Origin of the sequence: Capsulimonas corticalis (assembly GCF_003574315.2) — a bacterium.
Taxonomy (GTDB): Bacteria; Armatimonadota; Armatimonadia; order Armatimonadales; family Capsulimonadaceae; genus Capsulimonas; species Capsulimonas corticalis.
In genome coordinates this window covers 6,908,333-6,927,540 of the sequence record NZ_AP025739.1, presented here as the reverse complement: position 1 = coordinate 6,927,540, position 19,208 = coordinate 6,908,333, and the positions used below count along the sequence as shown (strand labels likewise).

Sequence of the window (19,208 nt, the reverse complement as noted above, 5' to 3'; positions counted from 1 at the left end):
TGACCCTGGGGAAATCGATCTATGGTCTATTTTTATTGCGCTCAGTGTGGGCAGACCCTCATGCCTGGATTGCAAATGTGTCAAAAGTGCGGGCAGGTTTTCCAACACCCTGTTCCTCCCGCAGGCGAGGAAGGCGAAAACCGAACAGAATACTGGCCGCCACGCGCTCCGACCCAGCAGGAACAGGCGATCCGACAGGCGACCAGCAAATGGAACGGCGCAAATCCAGCGTCCAAAGCCTCGATTTTTGCGATACTTGCCATATTTCTCATCGGGTTTGCAATCACGTCTCAGTTGCACTACACACGTTCATTGGCGCAATCACTCCCGCATGCCGAGTCGTCGTCCTATACTGCCCCCACGTCGTCGCAGGTGTCTCCACGCACGCCACAAGCTGCATATCAGCCAGTGCCTCAGCCAGCGTCCGTCCAATTGGCGGCCAAGGCGGAAGTTGGCTACAACCAGATGCGCGGTGATCGAGGAATGACACTGGTGATTACCAACCAGAACAACTACGCATGGAGCAATATACGAGTAACAATTAATCCCAATGGCGGCTTGCCTTTTAGCGGTCGAGGTACTGGACTGGCAGCGGGTTATGTTCTCACCGTGCCGTTGTCGGAATTTACTGCCGCCACTGGGCTGCGCTTTGATGTCAACAATCTCAAGGTCAACAATGTTCAGATTTCAGCAGACACGCCGACTGGGCCTGGAACCATCACCGTTTCTGCGATGCCAGAAGGTGCGGATGCGCCGCCGCCGCCAAATATTTTTCGGACTCCAGTTGCAAATACCCCCGATGGATACGGTCAGGCCGACACGACGATACCATCGCCCACGCCGCCCCAATTTAACCCTGACGGGAGTATCGCAACGAATTAGGTGCGGGCTCGCCTAACAGCATGCAAAGACTTTATGAATATCAACAACTCGTCGATCACTGGCCTGATCCTACGCGAAGGCCGCATCCGCTCAATTACCATCTCCGCTTGGCCGCTCCTTATTTTTGACGCTAAAAGCCTCGCGCGGGCTTGGGCAGATAAAATGGCCGCCGAAGCGACTGCGGCGGGGCTTACTGGCGATTCTAACACGGCAGTAACATTGGCGCGTGCAGGGGCGGAACTGGTCACATGGCTGCGTGATCCCGCCGCGCCGACTCCGAGCTGGCCAGAGATTGCAGTACGGCAACAACTGCGCCCATTGGTTGTTGGTCGTGAGGAGCTGTCTCGATATATGGACGCTATGTGGGAGTGGTCGAAATCAACAGAGGTGGGGCAGGGTGATCCATTTGGGAAGGTCGATTTTCTGCTCGATGTTGATGCAACGACTATAAGCGCCACGCGTAAAAATCGGGTCATCCTGCGCCACGCGGGAGACATTCGCGCTCATGAGGTCAGCAGACTCGAGCTCGAAAATCAAATAGCTACGGCTATGATTATGTGCGCTCCAGAACTCAAAGGCGATTGGGATGATGTTGGGGATTTCGATCCTGATGAGCAGCATTCCGAGTTATCTGGTGCCTTCGATAGTTTCTCCGCTTGTCCATCGAGTGCGGCCAACACAATCGCCAATACCTTCGAGGCGAACACTGTGGCGAAACTCGGGCGCGCTCTTTCTGAAGCTCTTCCTCAAATGAACGTATCAACCGAGACGCAGATTGGCGATCCGCACGACAATATCTACGCCGACCTAACGATCCCCGAAGCTCGCCTCATGATCGAGGTAAAAAACTGGTCGGGCAACGATGCCGCTCGCCTCGCTGGCGACGCCATACTTGCACTTCGCCCAGCAGACTGGCGCGGAATGCTGATCGATGGCAGAGAGATCGAGGAGCATTTGGGTGATGTCGTCGAGCGGATAGTGGGGCTGTGCGTGGGGTAAGGTGCCGCGTATTCTTTCTTTTTTAGAAGGAACATCCGTTCACCTAAGATCGTTACTACGCTAGAAAATAGTAGACGATCCTGCGTGACACGCGCCGATTCTTCCAGTGGAATATTCCAGTGGGGTGTGATCGGCAGACTGAGAGGCTTGCCTCAACACTTGGCACTTATCCTCAAATAGTTAAAAGCTGCCGCTATGAAAATGTTGAACGAAAATAATGTGCCAATCGCAAAAAGGAAAACCAAGCTATGACCACGGACCAGCCCATCGAAGAGCGCCCAAGTGACCAATTGACAGCCCAAGATATCCTGCACCTACTGGACGCAGCCGCCGCAACGCAACAGCGCGGCGAACCAGATATGGGGGAAACAATTGACCTCATCCGCCTGCCGAGCGGGCGCGTTGTTCAGCGAGATAAAAAAATATTGGCTAGTTCGCGTGGGCTTGTTACCCAACTGGATGTTGCGCTGTATAGACTGCTAACGGCCCGTTTGGTTGAGGATGGCCACAACGGCAAGGGAGTAATTGTCGATCTCGCGGATTTAGCGGCGATCCCAAGCTGGCCTGTGGCGGATTGGACATACGAATCGCTTCGTGCTTCCTTGTATCGTATTCACGGATCGGTTTTGGACCTCACGGTATCGGATGCAACTACGAAGACGGTTATCGTCGAGTCGATGTCACGTATGATCGACACTGTTCAAATGAGTGGACGGGTGCGTTACGGTGATGGTGCTGAGGACACTATCTGCACTGTCGATTGGAGCGACGGTACTGTTGCGGGACTGCGTGGCAACACGCCTATCAATTGAGTGATAGCGTGGCGAGGAAGTCGGTCGGATTTCTCGTATTGATGATCCTATGGCAACCGTAGTTGCGGCGCACGTTGAGGTACAGGAAAACGACGTGCGCCGCAGACACATACTAGCTCGGCGCAAAACCATTGGGCTTGCCATTTTCGCCGTAATCACGAATTGCATCAGACATAACATCTTGCGGAATCGAATTATCTTCCAGATGACCTTTCAGTGCGCTAATCCCGTTGTTGGCATCCCCCCATGCTCTGCAGCGCGCCAAAAACAGCTCGCGTGTGGTGCCGTTATCAGAGTACCAGTCGCCCGATTGCTGCTGTTGTGGGCGAGGTGAAAGACCCTCCGCGGGCTTAGTTTGCGAGGCGATGGGATAATCGTACTGACTGTTATGTGCATATTGCTGTGCCTGATAATTGGCTGCGTACCCGCTTGCAACCCCTTCCTCAAATTGGCCGAGATAGTTTTCGAGAATGGCGATCTGCGACAATTGAGAGCGTTCCAGCACTGGATTCACGTTGCCCAGGATTTGCTCGGTCAGGGTCTTCAAACTATCGATCATCCCCTCAAGCCCTGAAATATCCCCAACTCCGCCATATCGTATGCGCCTTAGTGTCCGAACTCGCCCCGCAGAGCGACGCTGTACGTAGGGGGCGATCTGTTGCGCCATCTGATCAAGGACTGCGCACATCGATCGGATCAGTTCGCGCGGAAGTTGATTGGCGTTCTGGGCTACGTCCTGTCGGAAGCCGACGATTCTCTCTGACAGCATCTGGATGTTGCGCTGATTGTTGTGCAGGACCGCCTGATTCGTCCATGCGCCTACCTTGTTGTTCAAATCGGTCCACAGGCTACCCATAAAATTGCTCGTAGGCGGGTAATTGGCGGCAGATGGATATGCCGTTGTCGGCTGTTGCTGAGACTGCGCCGCGGGTGGTGCATTTACCTGGGCTATGCTAATACGCGGTGCAGAGGCGATCCTGCGGTCAACTGTGTCGGCGGCTGCGTGCTTGCCGCAGATGTCGAGGTTTCGGGCTTTGGCGACGAGTTGGATTATTTGGTCGATTAGGTCTGTATCGTTCATGGTGGGGCGCTCTCTTGCTGATCTTCGGTTTCCTCGTGATGGTAATATTTTCCGCAATGGTTATGAAGCCCCCTTGCTCGGAATATGATGAATATAGTCTTGGTTCAGCGGCCACCCGTTATTGAGTGTGTGTGCCCTGGTGCTATGACTGGATCGGCAATCGATAAGACATTAGAGTTGTGGCGGAAACGATTCACGACTTCCCGCGACATGTATCGACGAGAATACACGTGAACGCCTGCTCCACCGAATAAAGTGCTTATTGTTCGAAGATTCATGTTTCTATGAGGAACACGGTGACGATTTGTCAAGCGTTGTGTTCCTAGATAACCCGAAATTTTGACCAGTTAAACGAATTAATTTTCGTGCTAATTGATTAATGTTCGCTACAAATTCCGCAGTTACGAAAATTAATCCTGCCTCGCCATCGATGTGGAGCCTGAAGGCGAGATAACAATCATCAGGAGTAGCCGTTTGCTGACTGGCGCGTCACGCGGTGATTCGAGTGGAATATTCCAACGACGAATGCATGTCAAGTCGTACTCATCATACTTTGCCATCGCTTGGTTGAGTAGGTCAGACCTCAATATCAGCCTCTCAAAGATCATTCTTAGGTAGATTTTGCGAATTAAGTCGAATCGAAGCGACAAATTCCGCCAAGGTAGGGGGTCAATTGTTTCTAAAATGGTTGCGTCTAACACTTTTAAAAAGCAGCTTAAAACGCTCAACGAAAAATTACCAGGATTGACGATGAAGAAAAATTTGGAAAGCGGTAAGTTAAAGATATGGAAGGGGAAATGATCGGCGGCACAGCTGGATCGGGCACTTGTCTAGCCCTCAGGGGCTGAACTTGAGCTTATCGTCGCCCAAAGCGTAGGGGCCGCTGCTGCGCAGATGGACCTGCGGTTCGAGTTAGGCGTGATTGTAATTTGGTGAGCCGCCGAAAAAAAGTTTTGAAAATCCCGTGAAGAAAAGTACGAAAAGCGCTATGTTAGATTCGTAGGGCGAAAATAAGAGGAGGATGAAAATGACTGATGTGCAGCAGAGGCAGCGGGAAGAAGCCGCTGAAAGACTTGGGGTGGTCATGGAGTGATCGCGATTATTGCTATACAGATCATGAAGTATTAGACGGTAAATGTCCCATGGCTGGGATGCTTACGGCCATGGTCGCAGACAAGAAAAAGCCGATGTCTGCTAGGACATCGGCTCAATCCTGCGGCCAATTTTGAATCGAATCAAGAAAGGCGCTATTTACGTGTTAGCGACCGTTTACTCCGCTTGGACAGAGATGTCAAGCGATATCAAAAATTTTTTTGGATTAGTCGGCTTATTGACTGAAAACGAGTACGGATACTGCTATGCGCTTAATCCATACCTAGCCGAAAAATATGGCATTAATCGCCGCACCATCCCCCGCTGGAACGCTACGCTGACGGCGGCGGGCTTGGTTCGCGTCGAAATTTTGCGCGGCAAACCCCGTCCTCGCCGTATCCACCTGACGGAAGCTGGCAGGGCTCTGCATGCCGCCATCAAAAACGCGCGTAAATCGGTCGCCCAATGTCCCACCGATGTCCCACCGATGTCGCATCCCGAGGTGACTAATGTCCCACCGATGTCGCACATAATCTTAGACTCTGTCTGTGAAACTAAGAATCTAATTACAACAACAGAAAGCGGACGCCGCGCGGCGTCTCCACCGCGTCCAGCGTCACCGATGGCTAAAAATTCTTCTGTTGTTTCGGTTCAGGCTGATTTGGATTCGGAGCAGAGGGAGCTTCTCGCCGCGCTCACCGCCGAAGGCGTGGATAGTAAACAGGCGACGCAGATGGTCCAAGAAGCCCCAGAGATCGTGAAGCACAATTTGGCGGCGCTCAAGGCGCTCAGGACGCAGAAGAAGACATTCCGAAACGTCGGTGGCTGGCTGGCGTCGATGATCCGCAACAATGTCAAACACCCCTGGCTCGCCGAAATTGAGCAGAAGAAGGCCGCAGACACAAAGCGCGCAGCCAAGGCCGATGATGCAGTGGCGCGACAGCGAGAGGATGCTGATGCCACCTGGGCCATGATCGAGGGCCTGCCACAGCAGCAACAGGATGACCTACGTGTTCGCGGCGCACTCTTCTACGGCGTGGGGAAAGACCCCAGCGAACGCCTTATCCGCGCTGGGATGATCAGGATATACAATGAGTCGTAGGAGGCAAAGATGCTCCAGATCAACGGTAGCCGACGGCGAGGATTATAATGGTCCTATAAATTAGGACAGCAAATCGGGCACAATTAAGGTGGATTCACCACCATGCCAAACACTCGAAAACAGTATTCCGCCACCTTCAAAGCGCAGGTCGTTTTGGAGGCGCTCAAAGAAACGAAAACCGTCGCCCAGCTCGCTTCCGAGCACCAGATTCATCCGAACCTGCTGACCAAATGGAAGCAGGAAGCTGTCACGGACTTGGCTCTGGTCTTCGAGCGCAAAAACTCGCAGGCCAATGTTCAGGAAGCCCAGGAGCAAAAAGTCGAGCAGCTTTATCAGGAAATCGGTCGCCTTACAACGCAGGTGAACTGGCTGAAAACTAGAAGCTTATTAAAATCTGGTCTCAAACCTGACGCCTGACGAACGATTAGCTCTGGTCGAACGCGAAGACTGCGACGCTCTCCCTCTGCTCTGGCAGGCGGAACTTTTATATCTCTCTCGCGCAGCCGTTTGTATTATGAGCCACGTCCCGCACGCGATGCGGAGATCGCCATCAAGCATAGGCTCGACGAATGGTATACGGATCGGCCATGTCTTGGAACACGTAAACTCGTGACGCTTCTAGCGCGGGAAGGCATCCTCGTTAGTCGGCACACCATCCGTCGCTATCGCGCGGAGATGGGCCTATTTACTCTGTATTCGGCTCCGAATCTGTCCAAACCGAGTGGTCCAGGCCACAAGGTCTATCCGTATTTACTGCGCGGCTTGTCCATTGATCGGCCCAATCAGGTCTGGGGCGTGGACATCACGTACATTCGGCTTCGCGGCGGCTTCCTTTATCTGGTCGCGTTTTTGGACTGGTTTTCCAGACACGTCGTCGCCTGTGAACTGTCCGATACTCTGGAGATGCCGTTCGTTCTCACTTGTATAGAAACGGCCTTGGGCCATGCTGTGCCTGAAATTGTCAACTCGGATCAGGGCAGCCACTTTACGAGCGCGCGATTTACTAGCCGATTTCTGGCGGCGGGAGCGCGCATCTCGATGGATAGTCGCGGACGCTATGTGGATAACATTTTCACGGAGCGCCTGTGGCGCAGTGTCAAACAAGAGGAAGTTTACCTGGCGAATTATGAAACGCCGCGTGAGGCCCGCCAAGGTCTTACGTCTTATTTGAAGTTTTACAATGAGGTTCGGCCACACCAGTCGTTGGGCAATCTGACGCCTGCGCTCGTCCATGCCGAACCGCACCGATTGGCTAGAAAATGATCGAAAACGAAAGGACAAAGTCCACCTTAAAAAAGGCCGTCAGACTGTCTTGACAAATTGGACCACCTTACCTGATCGAGTCGCATCACCAGCAAGTCGCGCTCATGTGCGCAATTCCCGACCTGCATCCGCCGCCAGTCGAGAAGTAAGACGCTTTGGTAATTCTTTCGGCCAGCGGAGCCGCGGCTTGCAAACCATATATCGCTGGTCACTACATCGGCAAGGGCTGCAAGTTGTGCCGTGAAAGGTGACGCCGTAGCGGCGTCACGAATGCTCTGTCCTGCGCCAACATGCCCCTCACGTGCGACTACATCTGCTGAAATATAGTTTTGCATTTTTCAACTCCTCTATTGGCCACCATAGCATATCACGAACGCCAAAAGCCCCAAGGATTCCTAAGAGAAAATCCTTGGGGCTTCTTTGTTACGCGGTTTGGCAAGAATGTCGCCGTAGGGTAAGGGCTGAAGGCTCTGCGTTGCGCTCTTGCCCCAAATATCGCGCTGGTCATTACATCCTCAGAGGCGCTTCAACTCCCAGAGATAGCTCCAAGGCGATTGACGCAACGAAACTTCTACTTCGTCTCGTGCTTGCAATACCTGGGCTGCAACCAATGAAAGTGATGAAATCGCTGCAAGCGGAGCAATTGGTGTTATAGCGAGCAATGATGCAAGCGCTGTCGCGACGGCGGGTGGAGCCCAAGACAGTCCCATTGCCTTCCCAACATACTCGATTTTGGCCTTCCGCATCATCACTTCCAGATTTTGATATTCCTCAGCCACTGTCTTCTCGGTAAGACGCAAGACACGAGTCAATTCTTCAACATCCCTCGCCGCGCCGAAAGATGCGATAAGTTCGTCCGCAACGGACATAAAGCGCGCGCGCCGCAATTCGTTCTCGCCACGGAAATCTACGATTTGAGTTCTTGACAATTTTTCTGGATGTGCTGGCACAAACGTTTCAACCGCAGACATGATGGTGCCTTCGGTCTGCATGTTCCAAACATGGCCGTAGAAATCAATTTCTGGATGGAACTCCTCCACTTTCTTGAGCGTATGGATAATCGCTCCGAGAAAGCCTGCGTCGGGATCAGAACTCGTAGCCTGCGCCTGCTCGCGCGTAACGCCACTGAGCAGCGTACTCATGTATGGCTCAGTCACGCCTCCTAGCGACTCGATGAACTCCTGGAACTCCAAGTTCTTCATCAATTCATCGCGTGAATCACGATGGAAGGTGGGATCATTGAGCTGTGCCCGAATCTCTGCAGCAGGTTCTACCAGAACCTTATCATATAGCAGGACGGCTTTCGAGAGCCACTCCGCGCTCGGGACGCCTCCCCAAAAGTGGGCTTTACGGATCATCAAATTTGCCATAACAATTAGACACGTGACAGTTTAGAAAAGTTGCACAGCGGCGCAATCTATTTTTTGTCGGTTTTCTTGGCTGGCGACCAGAACATGCCCGCCTTCTCTTTGACCGCAAGGATTTTTGCGATGTGCTCGGTTCCAATCACGTGGTAGAGATCATGCACATCTTCGGATTTGTGACCAACCATCAGTTTCGCCACGTCGCGGTCCAATATGTTCAGATTAGTCGATCCTGCGCCGAAAGGCGCGGTTCGAAATATGGCGTGACAGATTTTGCGCCTGGACGCCCCCAATCAGAAAAATAATTTCGCCTCTCCAGTGCGGTTACGCCGCAACCAGCACGATAACAGATGCAGAGGACGATTTGGCCTCAGAGCCGCGACGGCAAAACCGCGGAATCACATCTGGGAAGGAAACTTAGGATGGCGAAAATTACAACCGTAACTGTCTCGTATAGGGTCAAAATGAGTTACGACTATCAGACAGTCGAGGGGGGAGCTGAGATGACGATACAGCTTGAAGAGGGGGAACTTGCCTCCACGACTATTGTTGAGTATCGGCGCGGCCTGCGTGTGTTGGTTAACGCGGATGTGAAGAAAGAGCTCCGCGCAGCTGTGCGAGAGTCCAAAGCGCTTTTTCGTGAATAAATCAGCTCAATTTCGGTTTATTTCTTGGCGATCTGGACAGTATGATCGGTGACTCCAACTCTGCAAATTGTCAAAATATAGGCTATAATGCTATCGAACAGCCGAAAATGATGCAAGTCTCGCGAGATTTCGTTAAGAGTTTTGGTAAATTGTAGTCTTGGGTACTGTAACTGGGTAATGAGCGCCTCGTTCACATCGAGGAGGTCGGGGGTTCGAATCCCTCATCGCCCACCAAGATCTCAAACCCGCCTGTTTCGATATTTGTATATCGAAGCAAGCGGGTTTTTTGCGCCTGGCGGTCATAAGGATCTGTGTGAGTAAGAAAATTGACGCTCATATCCGCGCGGTCTTATTCGATCTCGACGGTACGCTCGCGGATTCGGAAATCTGGTGGGCGCAAATTGATGCTGCGTTTCTTGGCGAATTTGGGATCGTCTACGATGGCGAGCATCATCAGGCGCTTGTGGGCGTCGCTGCGCGCAGCGCGATGCATTTCTTTAAAGGCGCTTACAATCTTGCTTTAGATCCGGACGAGATGCTGGCGCGCTACCATGAGATCGCCGTGGACTACTACGCTGCGCGCATCGATCTGTTTCCCAACGCGTCGGAGGTCCTCACGAGTGTCCGTGCGATGGAGCTGCCAGTAGGGCTGGTGACAAGCTCCGCCCGCCGGCTCGTTGTTCCATTCCTGAAGCGGCATGATCTTGCCGCGAAATTCGATGTTGTGGTCACAGGGGAGGAAGTCAAGCACGCCAAGCCTGCGCCCGATATCTATCTGCTTGCCGCCCGCCGGCTGAAGCTGCCTCCCCGCCAATGCCTTGCGGTGGAAGATTCGCTCACGGGAGTCCGGGCGGGCAGGGCGGCGGGAATGACCGTGGTCGCGATCCCGGATAAACGGTGGTCCGATCGGCGGCATTTTCAGGACGAGGCGCATGGCATGGCGGAAGATTTGCAAGAAGTCGTAGGCATGCTGCGTCGCCGCCGACAGGAAACAAGGCGCGCGGAAAGCAGGAATTCGCGGAATTCCGATGTACCTATGAACGACATCGAGGCGCGGGAGTAACCCAATGGCGATGGAAGACGACTGGCGTTTGAACGGCCAGGAATCGTATTTGCGTGGCGCGCATTGGACGCTGACGGTTTATCGTCTTGGCTTTCCAGGGCATGATCATAACCATTGTGAGTTCTGCGAGAGTAATAGAGGAACGTGAGAGTATTATGACGGGTGTGGCTTTTGTATTTTGTCGCGCGGAGGATGTTCCGCTGCCGTTTGGTTATGCGGGGCATGTCGGCTGGGGCTTTTACCTTCCGGAAGACGGAGGCTTTTACTGTGGATCGACGGAGAACCCCTCAGGATCGCCGATTGTTTTTCCAGGAGGCGACAATGGCTGGTGGGGCGAGCGAGTGGACAGTCTCGCCGCGATGGTCGATGCGATGCAGCTTCGCGCCTACGATTCTTACAAGTTTGAAGGCGTGGCCGACGCTCACCCGGACGCCGCGCTCGAAGTCGCGAAGGCGACCGCGCTGCGGGGCTATTTCGTGGCGACAGACAACTGCCTGGATCACACGCGAGATGTGCTCACCGCCTACGGCGTCCAGAACTTGCCTTCGACCGACGAGCATCCCTTTCCCAACAGCTGGTTCGCGATCTTCGACGGCGAACTGCGCAGTCTCATTCCCGTGGAGCAAAGCGTCTGATGACGGAGTTGTTGTCACAGGAAGAAAAAGCGATCCTGCTGCGCCAGTTGCATCAGGGGCCGAAGATCTTAGTCTTGCCCAACGCTTGGGACGCCGCGAGCGCGCGGATTTTTGAGGAGGCGGGATTTGGCGCGATCGCCTCGACGAGCGCGGGGATTGCGTTTGCATTGGGGTATCCCGACGGGCAGGTGATTCCGCGCGACGAGATGCTGTTTATGCTGCGGCGTATCGTCGCGACCGTGCGCGTTCCCGTCACTGCGGATATTGAGGCCGGCTATGGCGCGGATTCCGTGGATGAGGTTCTCACGACCGTACGTGGAGTTCTGGCGGCGGGCGCGGTGGGGATCAATTTAGAAGATTTGGCGGAGGGCGGCGCGGCGCTGGCGGACGCCGATCTTCAGTCGGAGAAGATCCGGACGATTCGAGCGCTGGCGGATACTCACGGGATACCGCTGGTGATCAACGCGCGCACGGACATCTTCTCTCTCGCGAGTATCAGCGCTGAGGAGAAGCTTGACCGAGCCATTCGGCGCGGCAATCGTTATCTGGATTCTGGCGCGGACTGCGTGTTCGTCCCGTTTGTCAAAGACGAGCCAACGATATCCGCACTGGCGCAGGGCATTCGTGGGCCGCTCAATATTCTCGCATTGCCGGGAAGCCCCTCGGTCTCGGAATTGGAAGCGCTGGGCGTACGGCGCGTGAGTGTCGGGGGCGGCCCCGCGCGGGCTGCGATGTCGTTTACGCGTTCGGTGGCGGCGGAACTGCATGATTTGGGGACCTACACGCGCTTCACGGAGCAAGTGATGACCTACGCCGAAGCCAATCAGCTCTTCACGAAAAATAATTTCTGATGGGATGCCGCCGGTAGGGTTGACGGCGGCATATTCTTGCAGTATAATCACAGACAATAGTTATCCGTAATTTGAAAAGCCGTCAGAAAGTCAAATGATACAAAAGGGCGTGGCGTTTGGGGTAGGGGTGGAGTACGCTCTGCACTGCCTGGTCAACTTGATCGATCCGCCGGCGGGACGCCATTTGGGTGTCGCGGAGCTGGCGGAATATCAGGGCATCTCGCCGTCCTATCTTTCTAAAATCTTTGTGCGCTTGAAGAAGGCGGGCGTGGTGCGTTCGGCGCCTGGCGTCAAAGGCGGATACGAGCTGGCGAAGCCGGCCGACCAAATCACGTTTCTGGAAGTGGTCGAAGCGGTCGAAGGCCCAGTCCAGTTGTTTCAATGCCGCAGTATCATCGACGGCTGTATTCTGGATGCGGGAAAACCCAAACAGCCGAACTCGACCGTCTGCGCCATCCACGCCGTGATGATGGAGGCGGAGGAAAAGGTGCGCGGACACCTGCGTACGCGGACGCTGGGCGACATCGACCGCGAGCTGGACGGGGTGCTGTCTGTGGAGCGGCGCGACGCCACACGCCGCTGGTTCGAGAACGCCCTGAAGCTGAGCGAAGCATAATGCTCAGCATTTATTTTTGCGGTCAATCACGGATAATAGTTATCCGGAATTCAGAGGAGAAAAAACATGCCGAGAATCCAATACGACCAAATCGCCCCAGGAACTGTCAAAGCCTTGTATGGAGTGCATGCCTATGTTGAGAAGGGAAAGATCAATGAGCACCTGCGTACGCTGGTGACGCTGCGGGTGTCGCAAGTCAATGGCTGCGGTTTCTGCGTGGACATGCATACACAGGAACTGCGCAAGCTGGGCGAGACTCAGCAGCGCATCGATTGCCTTGTCGCCTGGAGCGAGACCGATCTCTATACGCCGCGCGAGCAGACCGCATTCAAATTCGCCGAGGCGGTGACGCTCATCTCGCAGACCCATGTCCCGGATGATATCTTCGCTCTCGCGCGGACAGAATTTACGGACGAAGAGATTGTCGATCTGGCGATGGCCGTCGTCGACATCAACTCCTGGAACCGCATGGCGATCACCTTCCGCAAGTTCCCTGCGCGCCGCGATTCTTAACTCTACGCCTTGGAGGAGCTCAGAAGGGTAGGTTTTCTCCCGCAGGCGTTGAACCCGAGTATAAAACTCGGGCCTTGGGAGTCGCTTCGCGACTAACCACCCAAAGGGTACCCGCGTGCCGGACGCAAATGCCAGTGATCGCATACAGGTTCCTCGTCCGGAACGGACGTCTAGCCGAAGGCTCCCAAGACCCGGCTTTTATAGCCGGGGAACGTGTGAGTAAACGGTTGCGAGAAACCTACCCGTCTGAGCTCCTCCATGGGGATCGCGACGCGAAATCGACAAAATGCAAAACCGCCGACCCCATCGGATGCTTGCTTTTACAACTCCATCATAACTTATTTGCCACCACCAGCACGTCAATCCCGCGCACCAGCCGAATCAGCTTGTTGATGATCGATCCCATCAGAAACTCCTGCCACGCCGTGCGTCCCGAATGGCCGATGATGATCTCGGTGACTTGATGGCTGCGTGCGTATTCGGCGAGCGTGTGGGCGATGTCTCGGCTGGTGACTTGCTCCATGCGGATGCTCAGACTGGACGCGAGGGCGAAATCGGCGTCCAGGATTTGCTGCTGGCGGGGTGTGATCGTTTCCGAGGCGACGTACACGGCTACGAGGTCGGCGCGGAGGCGGCGGGCGATGCGCCAGCCTCGGCGCAGCAGGCGGTCGGAGGGTTGGTCAGGGGAGATGCAGATCATGATCTTTTCTTGAGTGCGCCAGGGTTCGGTGACGTCGTGCTCCTCGCGGTAGATCTGGACGGACCGATCGACTTCGCCCGCCACCTCGCGCAGAGCGATCTCTCGCAGGGCGCATAAGTTGCCCTCGCTGAAGAAGTTCGCGAGCGCCTGCGGGACTTTCTCCTTGGGGTACACATCGCCGCGCTCCAATCTGTGTATCAGAGCACGGGGCGTAATGTCGATGCTGACGATCTCCCCGGCTTCTCCCAACACCCAATCTGGAACGGTCTCACGAACTTTGACGCCCGTAATTTGTTGGATCGTGTCGTTCAGCGACTCCAAATGCTGTACGTTCATCGCCGAAAGCACATTGATCCCGGCGGCGAGGATATCCAAGACATCTTCATAGCGCTTGGCGTGCGCGCCGCCGGGGACATTCGTGTGCGCCAGTTCATCCACCACGACCCACTGGGGCTTGCGTCCGATGATCGCGGCGGTGTCCATCTCCTCGAACGCCGATCCCTTGTACTCGACCTGCTTGCGCGGAATGATCTCCAGATCGCCGATCTGCCCCTCGGTGTCCTTACGCCCATGGGTGACGACGTAGCCGATCACGACATCCTGCCCGCGCTCACCTTTGCGCCGGTTCGCCTCATTCAGCATTTCGTACGTTTTGCCGACGCCCGCCGCAAAGCCGAGAAAGAGCTTGAGGCGTCCCCGGCCCGCCTGGCGCTCATCGCGGTGCAGGCGGGCCAGAAGCTCCTCGGGAGTCGGCCGCTTGTTGTCTTCGGAGTAAGACATAGACGTTATTTCGCCGCCTTCGGATACTGCTTGTCGAGCGCCAGGTTGAGTTGAAGCACATTCACGCGCGGCTCGCCGAACAACCCCAGATCTCGCCCCTGGGTATTGGCGTCCACCAGACGATCGATCTCCTCGCCGCCGACGCCGCGCGCCTTCGCCACCCGCGCCGCCTGCACTTTGGCGTTCGCGACGCTGATGTCGGGATCCAGACCCGACGCCGAGCGCGTGACGGCGTCGACGGGAACCGGCGCGCCAGCCGGCAGGCTATTCTCCGTTCGATACTGCGCCGCGAGATCCTTCACGCCGTCGAAGTTGGAAGGATCATCCTTGCCGTCCGCCGTCTTTTTGTGGATCCCGTTGATCAGCTTGTCGCTGGTCGGCCCCAGGTTCGTCCCGCTGCTCGCGGTGGCGTCATAGCCATTGCCCGCCGCCGATGGGCGCGGGTGGAAGTACTCGGGCTTGGTGAAGCCCTGCGCGAGCAGGGCGGAGCCAACGACTTTTCCCTGCGCGTCTTTCGTGAGACTGCCGTTCGCCTGATGGGCGAACGCGGCTTGCGAGAGGCCCCAGACGATAAGGGGGTAGACGCCGCTGACAATCAGCAGCAGGACGAGAGTGATTCTGATGGATGTGAGTATTTGTTTTAGCATTGTTTTGGCTTTCGTGATTGGGAGCCCGGGTTATTGCCCCAGCAAACCTACATTGGCGCTTCGGGTGACTCCCTTGCAAACCCACCCCCGGCCTTCGGCCGACCCCTCCCGCCGACGGGAAGGGTGAGTAAGATTGCCTCTTATGAAAGTCGCCTGCGATAAGACACTCTGAAATAACCCTTCCCGTCGGCGGGAGGGGTGGCGCGAAGCGCCGGGGTGGGTTATTGAGCCGGCGCGCAGTGCAGCAGCACCAGTATCTGGTCGAGCAGCCAGATGAACGGGAACGGGACCAATATTCCTCCCAGGCCCCAAACGGCCAGGTTGCGGCGCAGGACTTGCGCGGCGCCCATTGGGCGATACGGCACGCCGCGCAGGGCGACGGGGATCAGGGCGATGATGACCAGCGCGTTGAAGATCACCGCTGCGAGCACCGCCGAGTAGGGCGAGTGCAGGTGCATGAAGTTCAAAGCCCAGAGCGGTCCGTGTGTTTGGCCGGCGCCGATGTAGAGCGTGGCGAACATCGCGGGGATGATCGCGAAGTATTTGGCGACGTCGTTGGCGATGGAGAACGTGGTCAGCGCGCCGCGCGTCATCAGGAGCTGTTTGCCGATTTCGACGATCTCGATCAGCTTGGTGGGGTTGGAATCTAAGTCCACCATATTGCCGGCCTCTTTGGCGGCCTGCGTGCCCGAGTTCATCGCGACGCCCACGTCGGCTTGGGCCAGGGCGGGCGCGTCGTTGGTGCCGTCGCCGGTCATCGCGACGAGGCGTCCCTCGGCCTGTTCTTTCTTGATCAGCGCCATCTTGTCTTCGGGCTTGGCTTGTGCGAGGAAGTCGTCCACGCCGGCTTCCTGGGCGATGGCCGCCGCCGTCAGCGGGTTGTCGCCGGTGATCATGATCGTTTTGATGCCCATGGCGCGCAGGTGATCGAACCGCTCGCGCATGCCGCCCTTCACAACGTCTTTCAGATAGATAATCCCGAGAGGCCGCTCGTTCAGGGCGACGGCGAGCGGCGTGCCGCCTCGGCGGGAGATATCGTCGGCGATATTTTGCAGTTCGGCCGGAACCGAGGATCCGTTGCTCTTCACGTAATCGATCACCGCCTGCACCGCGCCCTTGCGGACGCGCTGGCCGGGGATGTTGACGCCGGACATGCGCGTTTGGGCAGTGAACGGAATGAACTCGGTCGTTTTCTCGTCGAGGTGGCGGCCGCGCAGGCCGTATTGCTCTTTCGCCAGGACGACGATGGAGCGGCCTTCGGGAGTCTCGTCGGCGAGACTGGAAAGCTGGGCGGCGTCGGCCAATTCCTGAACGCTGACGCCCGGAAGCGGCAGGAACTCCGCCGCCTGGCGGTTGCCGAGCGTGATGGTGCCGGTTTTATCCAGCAGCAGCACGTCCACGTCGCCCGCCGCTTCGACGGCTTTGCCGGACATCGCCAGCACGTTGTACTGCATCACCCGGTCCATTCCCGCGATGCCGATGGCCGATAGCAGGCCGCCGATGGTTGTTGGGATCAAACACACGAGCAGAGCGATCAGGACCGTGATCGAGATGTTGACGCCGGCGTAACGGCCGAAGGGCAGCAGCGTCACGGTCGCCAGAAGAAAAATGATCGTCAGGCCCGCGATCAGAATATTGAGCGCGATCTCATTGGGCGTCTTCTGCCGCGCGGCGCCTTCGACCAATCCGATCATACGGTCGATAAAGGTCTCGCCAGGGTTCGCCGTGATCTCGACTTTGATTCCGTCCGAGATGACCTTGGTGCCGCCGGTGACCGCCGAGCGGTCGCCGCCCGCCTCACGGATGACCGGCGCGGATTCTCCAGTGATCGCCGATTCGTCGACGCTGGCGATGCCTTCGATGACCGTGCCGTCGCTTGGGATGATGTCGCCGACATCGCAGATCACGATGTCGCCCCGGCGAAGCGTAGACGCGCCGACGTTCTCAATGTCCCCTTTGGCGCCCAGCTTTTTGGCGAGCGTGGTTGTGCGCGTCTTGCGCAGTTCATCCGCCTGCGCCTTGCCGCGTCCCTCGGCGATGGCTTCGGCGAAGCCGGCGAAGAGGACGGTGAACCAGAGCCAGAGGGCGATCTGGCCGACAAAGGCTGTCTCCCAGCCGCCGACATGCGTCATCAAATCCTGTAGAAACAGGATAGTGGAGACGAAACTGCCGACCCACACCACGAACATAACCGGGTTCTTCGCCTGGACTCGGGGATCGAGTTTCCGGAAGGCGTCGCCCAGAGCACGCCGCACGATGGGCGGGTCAAAGAGCGGCCGCGCGCGTTTGAGCTGCGGGCCGGATGGGTCCGAGGGCGGCGTGATGGGAGCCGTTGGGCTATTCGAGTTATTGACGATGGTCGCCATGAAAGTTCTCCTAGAAGGTGCGTCCGCCGTGCATCAAGTAATGCTCCACGACGGGGCCGAGCGAGACGGCGGGGAAGTAGGCCAGCGCGCCGACGATGACGACGGTGCCCACCAGCAGTCCCGCAAAGAGCGCGTTGTCGGTAGGGAATGTCCCCGAGCTTGCCGCCACGCGCTTTTTCCGCGCCATGCTGCCGGCGATGGCGAGCAATGGGATGATCATCAGAAACCGTCCGACGAGCATCGCGATCCCGAGTGCGAGATTCCAGAACGGCGTGTTCACGGAGATGCCCGCGAAGGCGCTGCCGTTGTTGCCCGTCGCCGAGTCGAAGGCGTAAAAGATCTCCGAGAAGCCATGGGGGCCGCTGTTGTTCACGTTGGCCGCCACCAGGTCGTTGGCCGTTCCGCCGACCGTGTTCCAATACGCCGGGTTCGCCACATGCGCTACGCTGCCGATGGCCGTGCCGCCTAAGATGGAGCCGGCGAGGATCAGTGCGGCGAGCATCGCCATCTTGACCTCATACGCCTCGACCTTCTTGCCCAGGTATTCGGGTGTGCGTCCGACCATCAGTCCGGCGATAAAGACCGCCAGGATCGCGTACATCAACATGCCGTAGAGTCCTGCGCCGACGCCGCCGAAGATGACTTCGCCCGACAGGATATTCGCCATCGGGACCAGGCCGCCGAGCGGCGTGAACGAATCGTGCATCGCGTTGACCGCGCCGCAGGAGGCATCGGTGGTGACGGTCGCGAAGAGCGTCGCCCCTGCCTGTCCAAAGCGAACTTCCTTGCCTTCCATGTTGCCGCCGAGATCGCCCATCGTCCGCGTGGTTGCATCTACGCCCTGCGCGGCGATCATGGGATTGCCCTTCGCCTCCTGCACGTAAGCGACCGATACGCCGAGTAGAAATAGGAACGACATCGCTCCAAAGAGCGCCCAGCCCTGGCGCGTGTTGCCGACATAGATCCCGAAGGCGTATGTCATGCCCGCGCCGATGGCGAAGATCATCAGCATCTGAAGGAAGTTGGTGAACGGGGTGGGGTTCTCGAACGGGTGTGCGGAGTTGGCGTTGAAGAAGCCGCCGCCGTTCGTCCCCAGCTCCTTGATCGCCTCCTGCGAGGCCGCCGGGCCGCCGGGAATAATCTGGCTGCCGCCCTCCATCGTCGTTACCGTCTGGTAAGGATGGAAGTTCTGGATCACGCCCTGCTGCACAAAGACCATCGCGAAGACGAGGCAGAGCGGCAGCAGAATATAAAGCGTCGAGCGGGTGATATCCACCCAGAAGTTGCCTACGCCCGCCGCCGAGCGCCGGGCCAGTCCGCGCACCAGAGCGATTGCCACCGCGATGCCCGCCGCCGCCGAGAAAAAGTTATGCGAGGCGAGCGAGACCATCTGGCTAAAGTACGACATTGTGCTTTCGCCCGAATACGCCTGCCAGTTGGTGTTGGTCGTGAACGAGACGGCGGTGTTGAACGCCAGGTCCGGCGTCATCTCCTTCGCGCCAAAGTGCTGTGGATCGAACGGCAGCATCGCCTGAAGGCGCAGCAGGCCGAACGTAATTACCAGCGTCACCAGGCTGAAGGCGAGCAGCGCGGCGGCGTAGACCGTCCACGGCATGTCTTCATCCTTGTTGACGCCGCCGATTTTGTAGATCCATCGCTCGATGGGGCCAAGCACGGGCGTCAGCCACGTTCGTTCGCCTTCCATCACGCGATGCAAAAAGATACCGATGGGTTTCGTGATCAGTATCAATATCAGAAAGTAGGCTGCGATCTGCAGCCAGCCAATGGTCGTCAT

Annotated in this window: 18 protein-coding genes and 1 pseudogene; 11 read left to right on the top strand and 8 right to left on the bottom strand. The window is 56.8% G+C overall.

The window, feature by feature from the left end:
- Positions 1 to 21 precede the first annotated feature (21 nt).
- The 3 genes from D5261_RS30115 (at position 22) to D5261_RS30105 (ending at position 2,693) form a co-directional block, all read left to right on the top strand.
- The gene (locus D5261_RS30115) at positions 22 to 882 is read left to right on the top strand and encodes a hypothetical protein (RefSeq protein WP_125206117.1); all 861 of its coding nucleotides are present in this window, start codon (positions 22 to 24) and stop codon (positions 880 to 882) included.
- A gap of 33 nt (positions 883 to 915) precedes the next feature.
- Entirely contained in the window at positions 916 to 1,881 is a 966-nt protein-coding gene (locus tag D5261_RS30110) for a hypothetical protein (RefSeq protein ID WP_119322768.1), read from the top strand.
- A gap of 248 nt (positions 1,882 to 2,129) precedes the next feature.
- Positions 2,130 to 2,693 (top strand): hypothetical protein, encoded by a 564-nt coding sequence (locus D5261_RS30105; RefSeq protein WP_119322769.1) that lies wholly within the window; start codon positions 2,130 to 2,132, stop codon positions 2,691 to 2,693.
- Positions 2,694 to 2,805: 112 nt separating this feature from the next.
- Here D5261_RS30105 and D5261_RS30100 read toward each other — a convergent pair whose 3' ends face one another.
- Positions 2,806 to 3,774: a hypothetical protein gene (locus D5261_RS30100; protein WP_119322770.1), complete on the bottom strand. Its 969-nt coding sequence runs from the start codon at positions 3,772 to 3,774 to the stop codon at positions 2,806 to 2,808.
- Positions 3,775 to 5,062: 1,288 nt separating this feature from the next.
- Between D5261_RS30100 and D5261_RS30095 the strand changes: the two genes are divergently transcribed.
- Both D5261_RS30095 and D5261_RS30085 read left to right on the top strand, forming a co-directional pair.
- Positions 5,063 to 5,968 (top strand): helix-turn-helix domain-containing protein, encoded by a 906-nt coding sequence (locus tag D5261_RS30095; protein WP_125206118.1) that lies wholly within the window; start codon positions 5,063 to 5,065, stop codon positions 5,966 to 5,968.
- A gap of 102 nt (positions 5,969 to 6,070) precedes the next feature.
- Positions 6,071 to 7,231: pseudogene (locus tag D5261_RS30085) on the top strand (IS3 family transposase).
- A gap of 26 nt (positions 7,232 to 7,257) precedes the next feature.
- On the opposite strand, the gene D5261_RS30080 reads toward D5261_RS30085, so the two are convergent.
- The 3 genes from D5261_RS30080 to D5261_RS30070 all read right to left on the bottom strand — a co-directional run bounded on the left by D5261_RS30080 (position 7,258) and on the right by D5261_RS30070 (position 8,795).
- Positions 7,258 to 7,566 (bottom strand): hypothetical protein, encoded by a 309-nt coding sequence (locus tag D5261_RS30080; protein WP_125206119.1) that lies wholly within the window; start codon positions 7,564 to 7,566, stop codon positions 7,258 to 7,260.
- A 180-nt stretch (positions 7,567 to 7,746) separates the two neighbouring features.
- Complete coding sequence (locus D5261_RS30075) at positions 7,747 to 8,589, bottom strand: hypothetical protein (RefSeq protein ID WP_119322772.1); 843 nt, start codon at positions 8,587 to 8,589, stop codon at positions 7,747 to 7,749.
- 59 nt (positions 8,590 to 8,648) lie between these two features.
- Positions 8,649 to 8,795: a hypothetical protein gene (locus D5261_RS30070; RefSeq protein ID WP_165864370.1), complete on the bottom strand. Its 147-nt coding sequence runs from the start codon at positions 8,793 to 8,795 to the stop codon at positions 8,649 to 8,651.
- Positions 8,796 to 9,017: 222 nt separating this feature from the next.
- On the opposite strand from D5261_RS30070, the gene D5261_RS30065 reads away from it, so the two are divergent.
- The 6 genes from D5261_RS30065 (at position 9,018) to D5261_RS30040 (ending at position 12,920) form a co-directional block, all read left to right on the top strand.
- Positions 9,018 to 9,242, top strand: coding sequence for a hypothetical protein (locus tag D5261_RS30065; RefSeq protein WP_119322773.1), 225 nt, complete (start codon positions 9,018 to 9,020; stop codon positions 9,240 to 9,242).
- A gap of 313 nt (positions 9,243 to 9,555) precedes the next feature.
- On the top strand, positions 9,556 to 10,305 hold the full coding sequence (locus tag D5261_RS30060) for an HAD family hydrolase (protein ID WP_165864371.1): 750 nt from the start codon (positions 9,556 to 9,558) through the stop codon (positions 10,303 to 10,305).
- A 155-nt stretch (positions 10,306 to 10,460) separates the two neighbouring features.
- Positions 10,461 to 10,940 carry a hypothetical protein gene (locus tag D5261_RS30055; RefSeq protein ID WP_119322775.1) on the top strand — a complete coding sequence of 160 codons (480 nt, stop codon included), beginning with the start codon at positions 10,461 to 10,463 and terminating at the stop codon, positions 10,938 to 10,940.
- On the top strand, positions 10,940 to 11,791 hold the full coding sequence (locus D5261_RS30050; protein ID WP_119322776.1) for an isocitrate lyase/PEP mutase family protein: 852 nt from the start codon (positions 10,940 to 10,942) through the stop codon (positions 11,789 to 11,791). The genes D5261_RS30055 and D5261_RS30050 overlap by 1 nt, the downstream gene beginning before the upstream one ends.
- Before the next feature lie 109 nt (positions 11,792 to 11,900).
- The gene (locus D5261_RS30045) at positions 11,901 to 12,407 is read left to right on the top strand and encodes an RrF2 family transcriptional regulator (protein WP_119322951.1); all 507 of its coding nucleotides are present in this window, start codon (positions 11,901 to 11,903) and stop codon (positions 12,405 to 12,407) included.
- Positions 12,408 to 12,473: 66 nt separating this feature from the next.
- Positions 12,474 to 12,920, top strand: coding sequence for a carboxymuconolactone decarboxylase family protein (locus tag D5261_RS30040; RefSeq protein WP_119322777.1), 447 nt, complete (start codon positions 12,474 to 12,476; stop codon positions 12,918 to 12,920).
- Between the two features lie 331 nt (positions 12,921 to 13,251).
- On the opposite strand, the gene D5261_RS30035 is transcribed toward D5261_RS30040, so the two are convergent.
- From D5261_RS30035 to kdpA, 4 genes are all read right to left on the bottom strand, one after another.
- Entirely contained in the window at positions 13,252 to 14,400 is a 1,149-nt protein-coding gene (locus tag D5261_RS30035; protein ID WP_119322778.1) for a universal stress protein, read from the bottom strand.
- 5 nt (positions 14,401 to 14,405) lie between these two features.
- Positions 14,406 to 15,035, bottom strand: coding sequence for a K(+)-transporting ATPase subunit C (kdpC, locus tag D5261_RS30030; RefSeq protein WP_119322952.1), 630 nt, complete (start codon positions 15,033 to 15,035; stop codon positions 14,406 to 14,408).
- Positions 15,036 to 15,268: 233 nt separating this feature from the next.
- Complete coding sequence (gene kdpB / locus D5261_RS30025) at positions 15,269 to 17,413, bottom strand: potassium-transporting ATPase subunit KdpB (RefSeq protein WP_119322779.1); 2,145 nt, start codon at positions 17,411 to 17,413, stop codon at positions 15,269 to 15,271.
- 10 nt (positions 17,414 to 17,423) lie between these two features.
- Entirely contained in the window at positions 17,424 to 19,208 is a 1,785-nt protein-coding gene (gene kdpA / locus D5261_RS30020; RefSeq protein ID WP_119322780.1) for a potassium-transporting ATPase subunit KdpA, read from the bottom strand.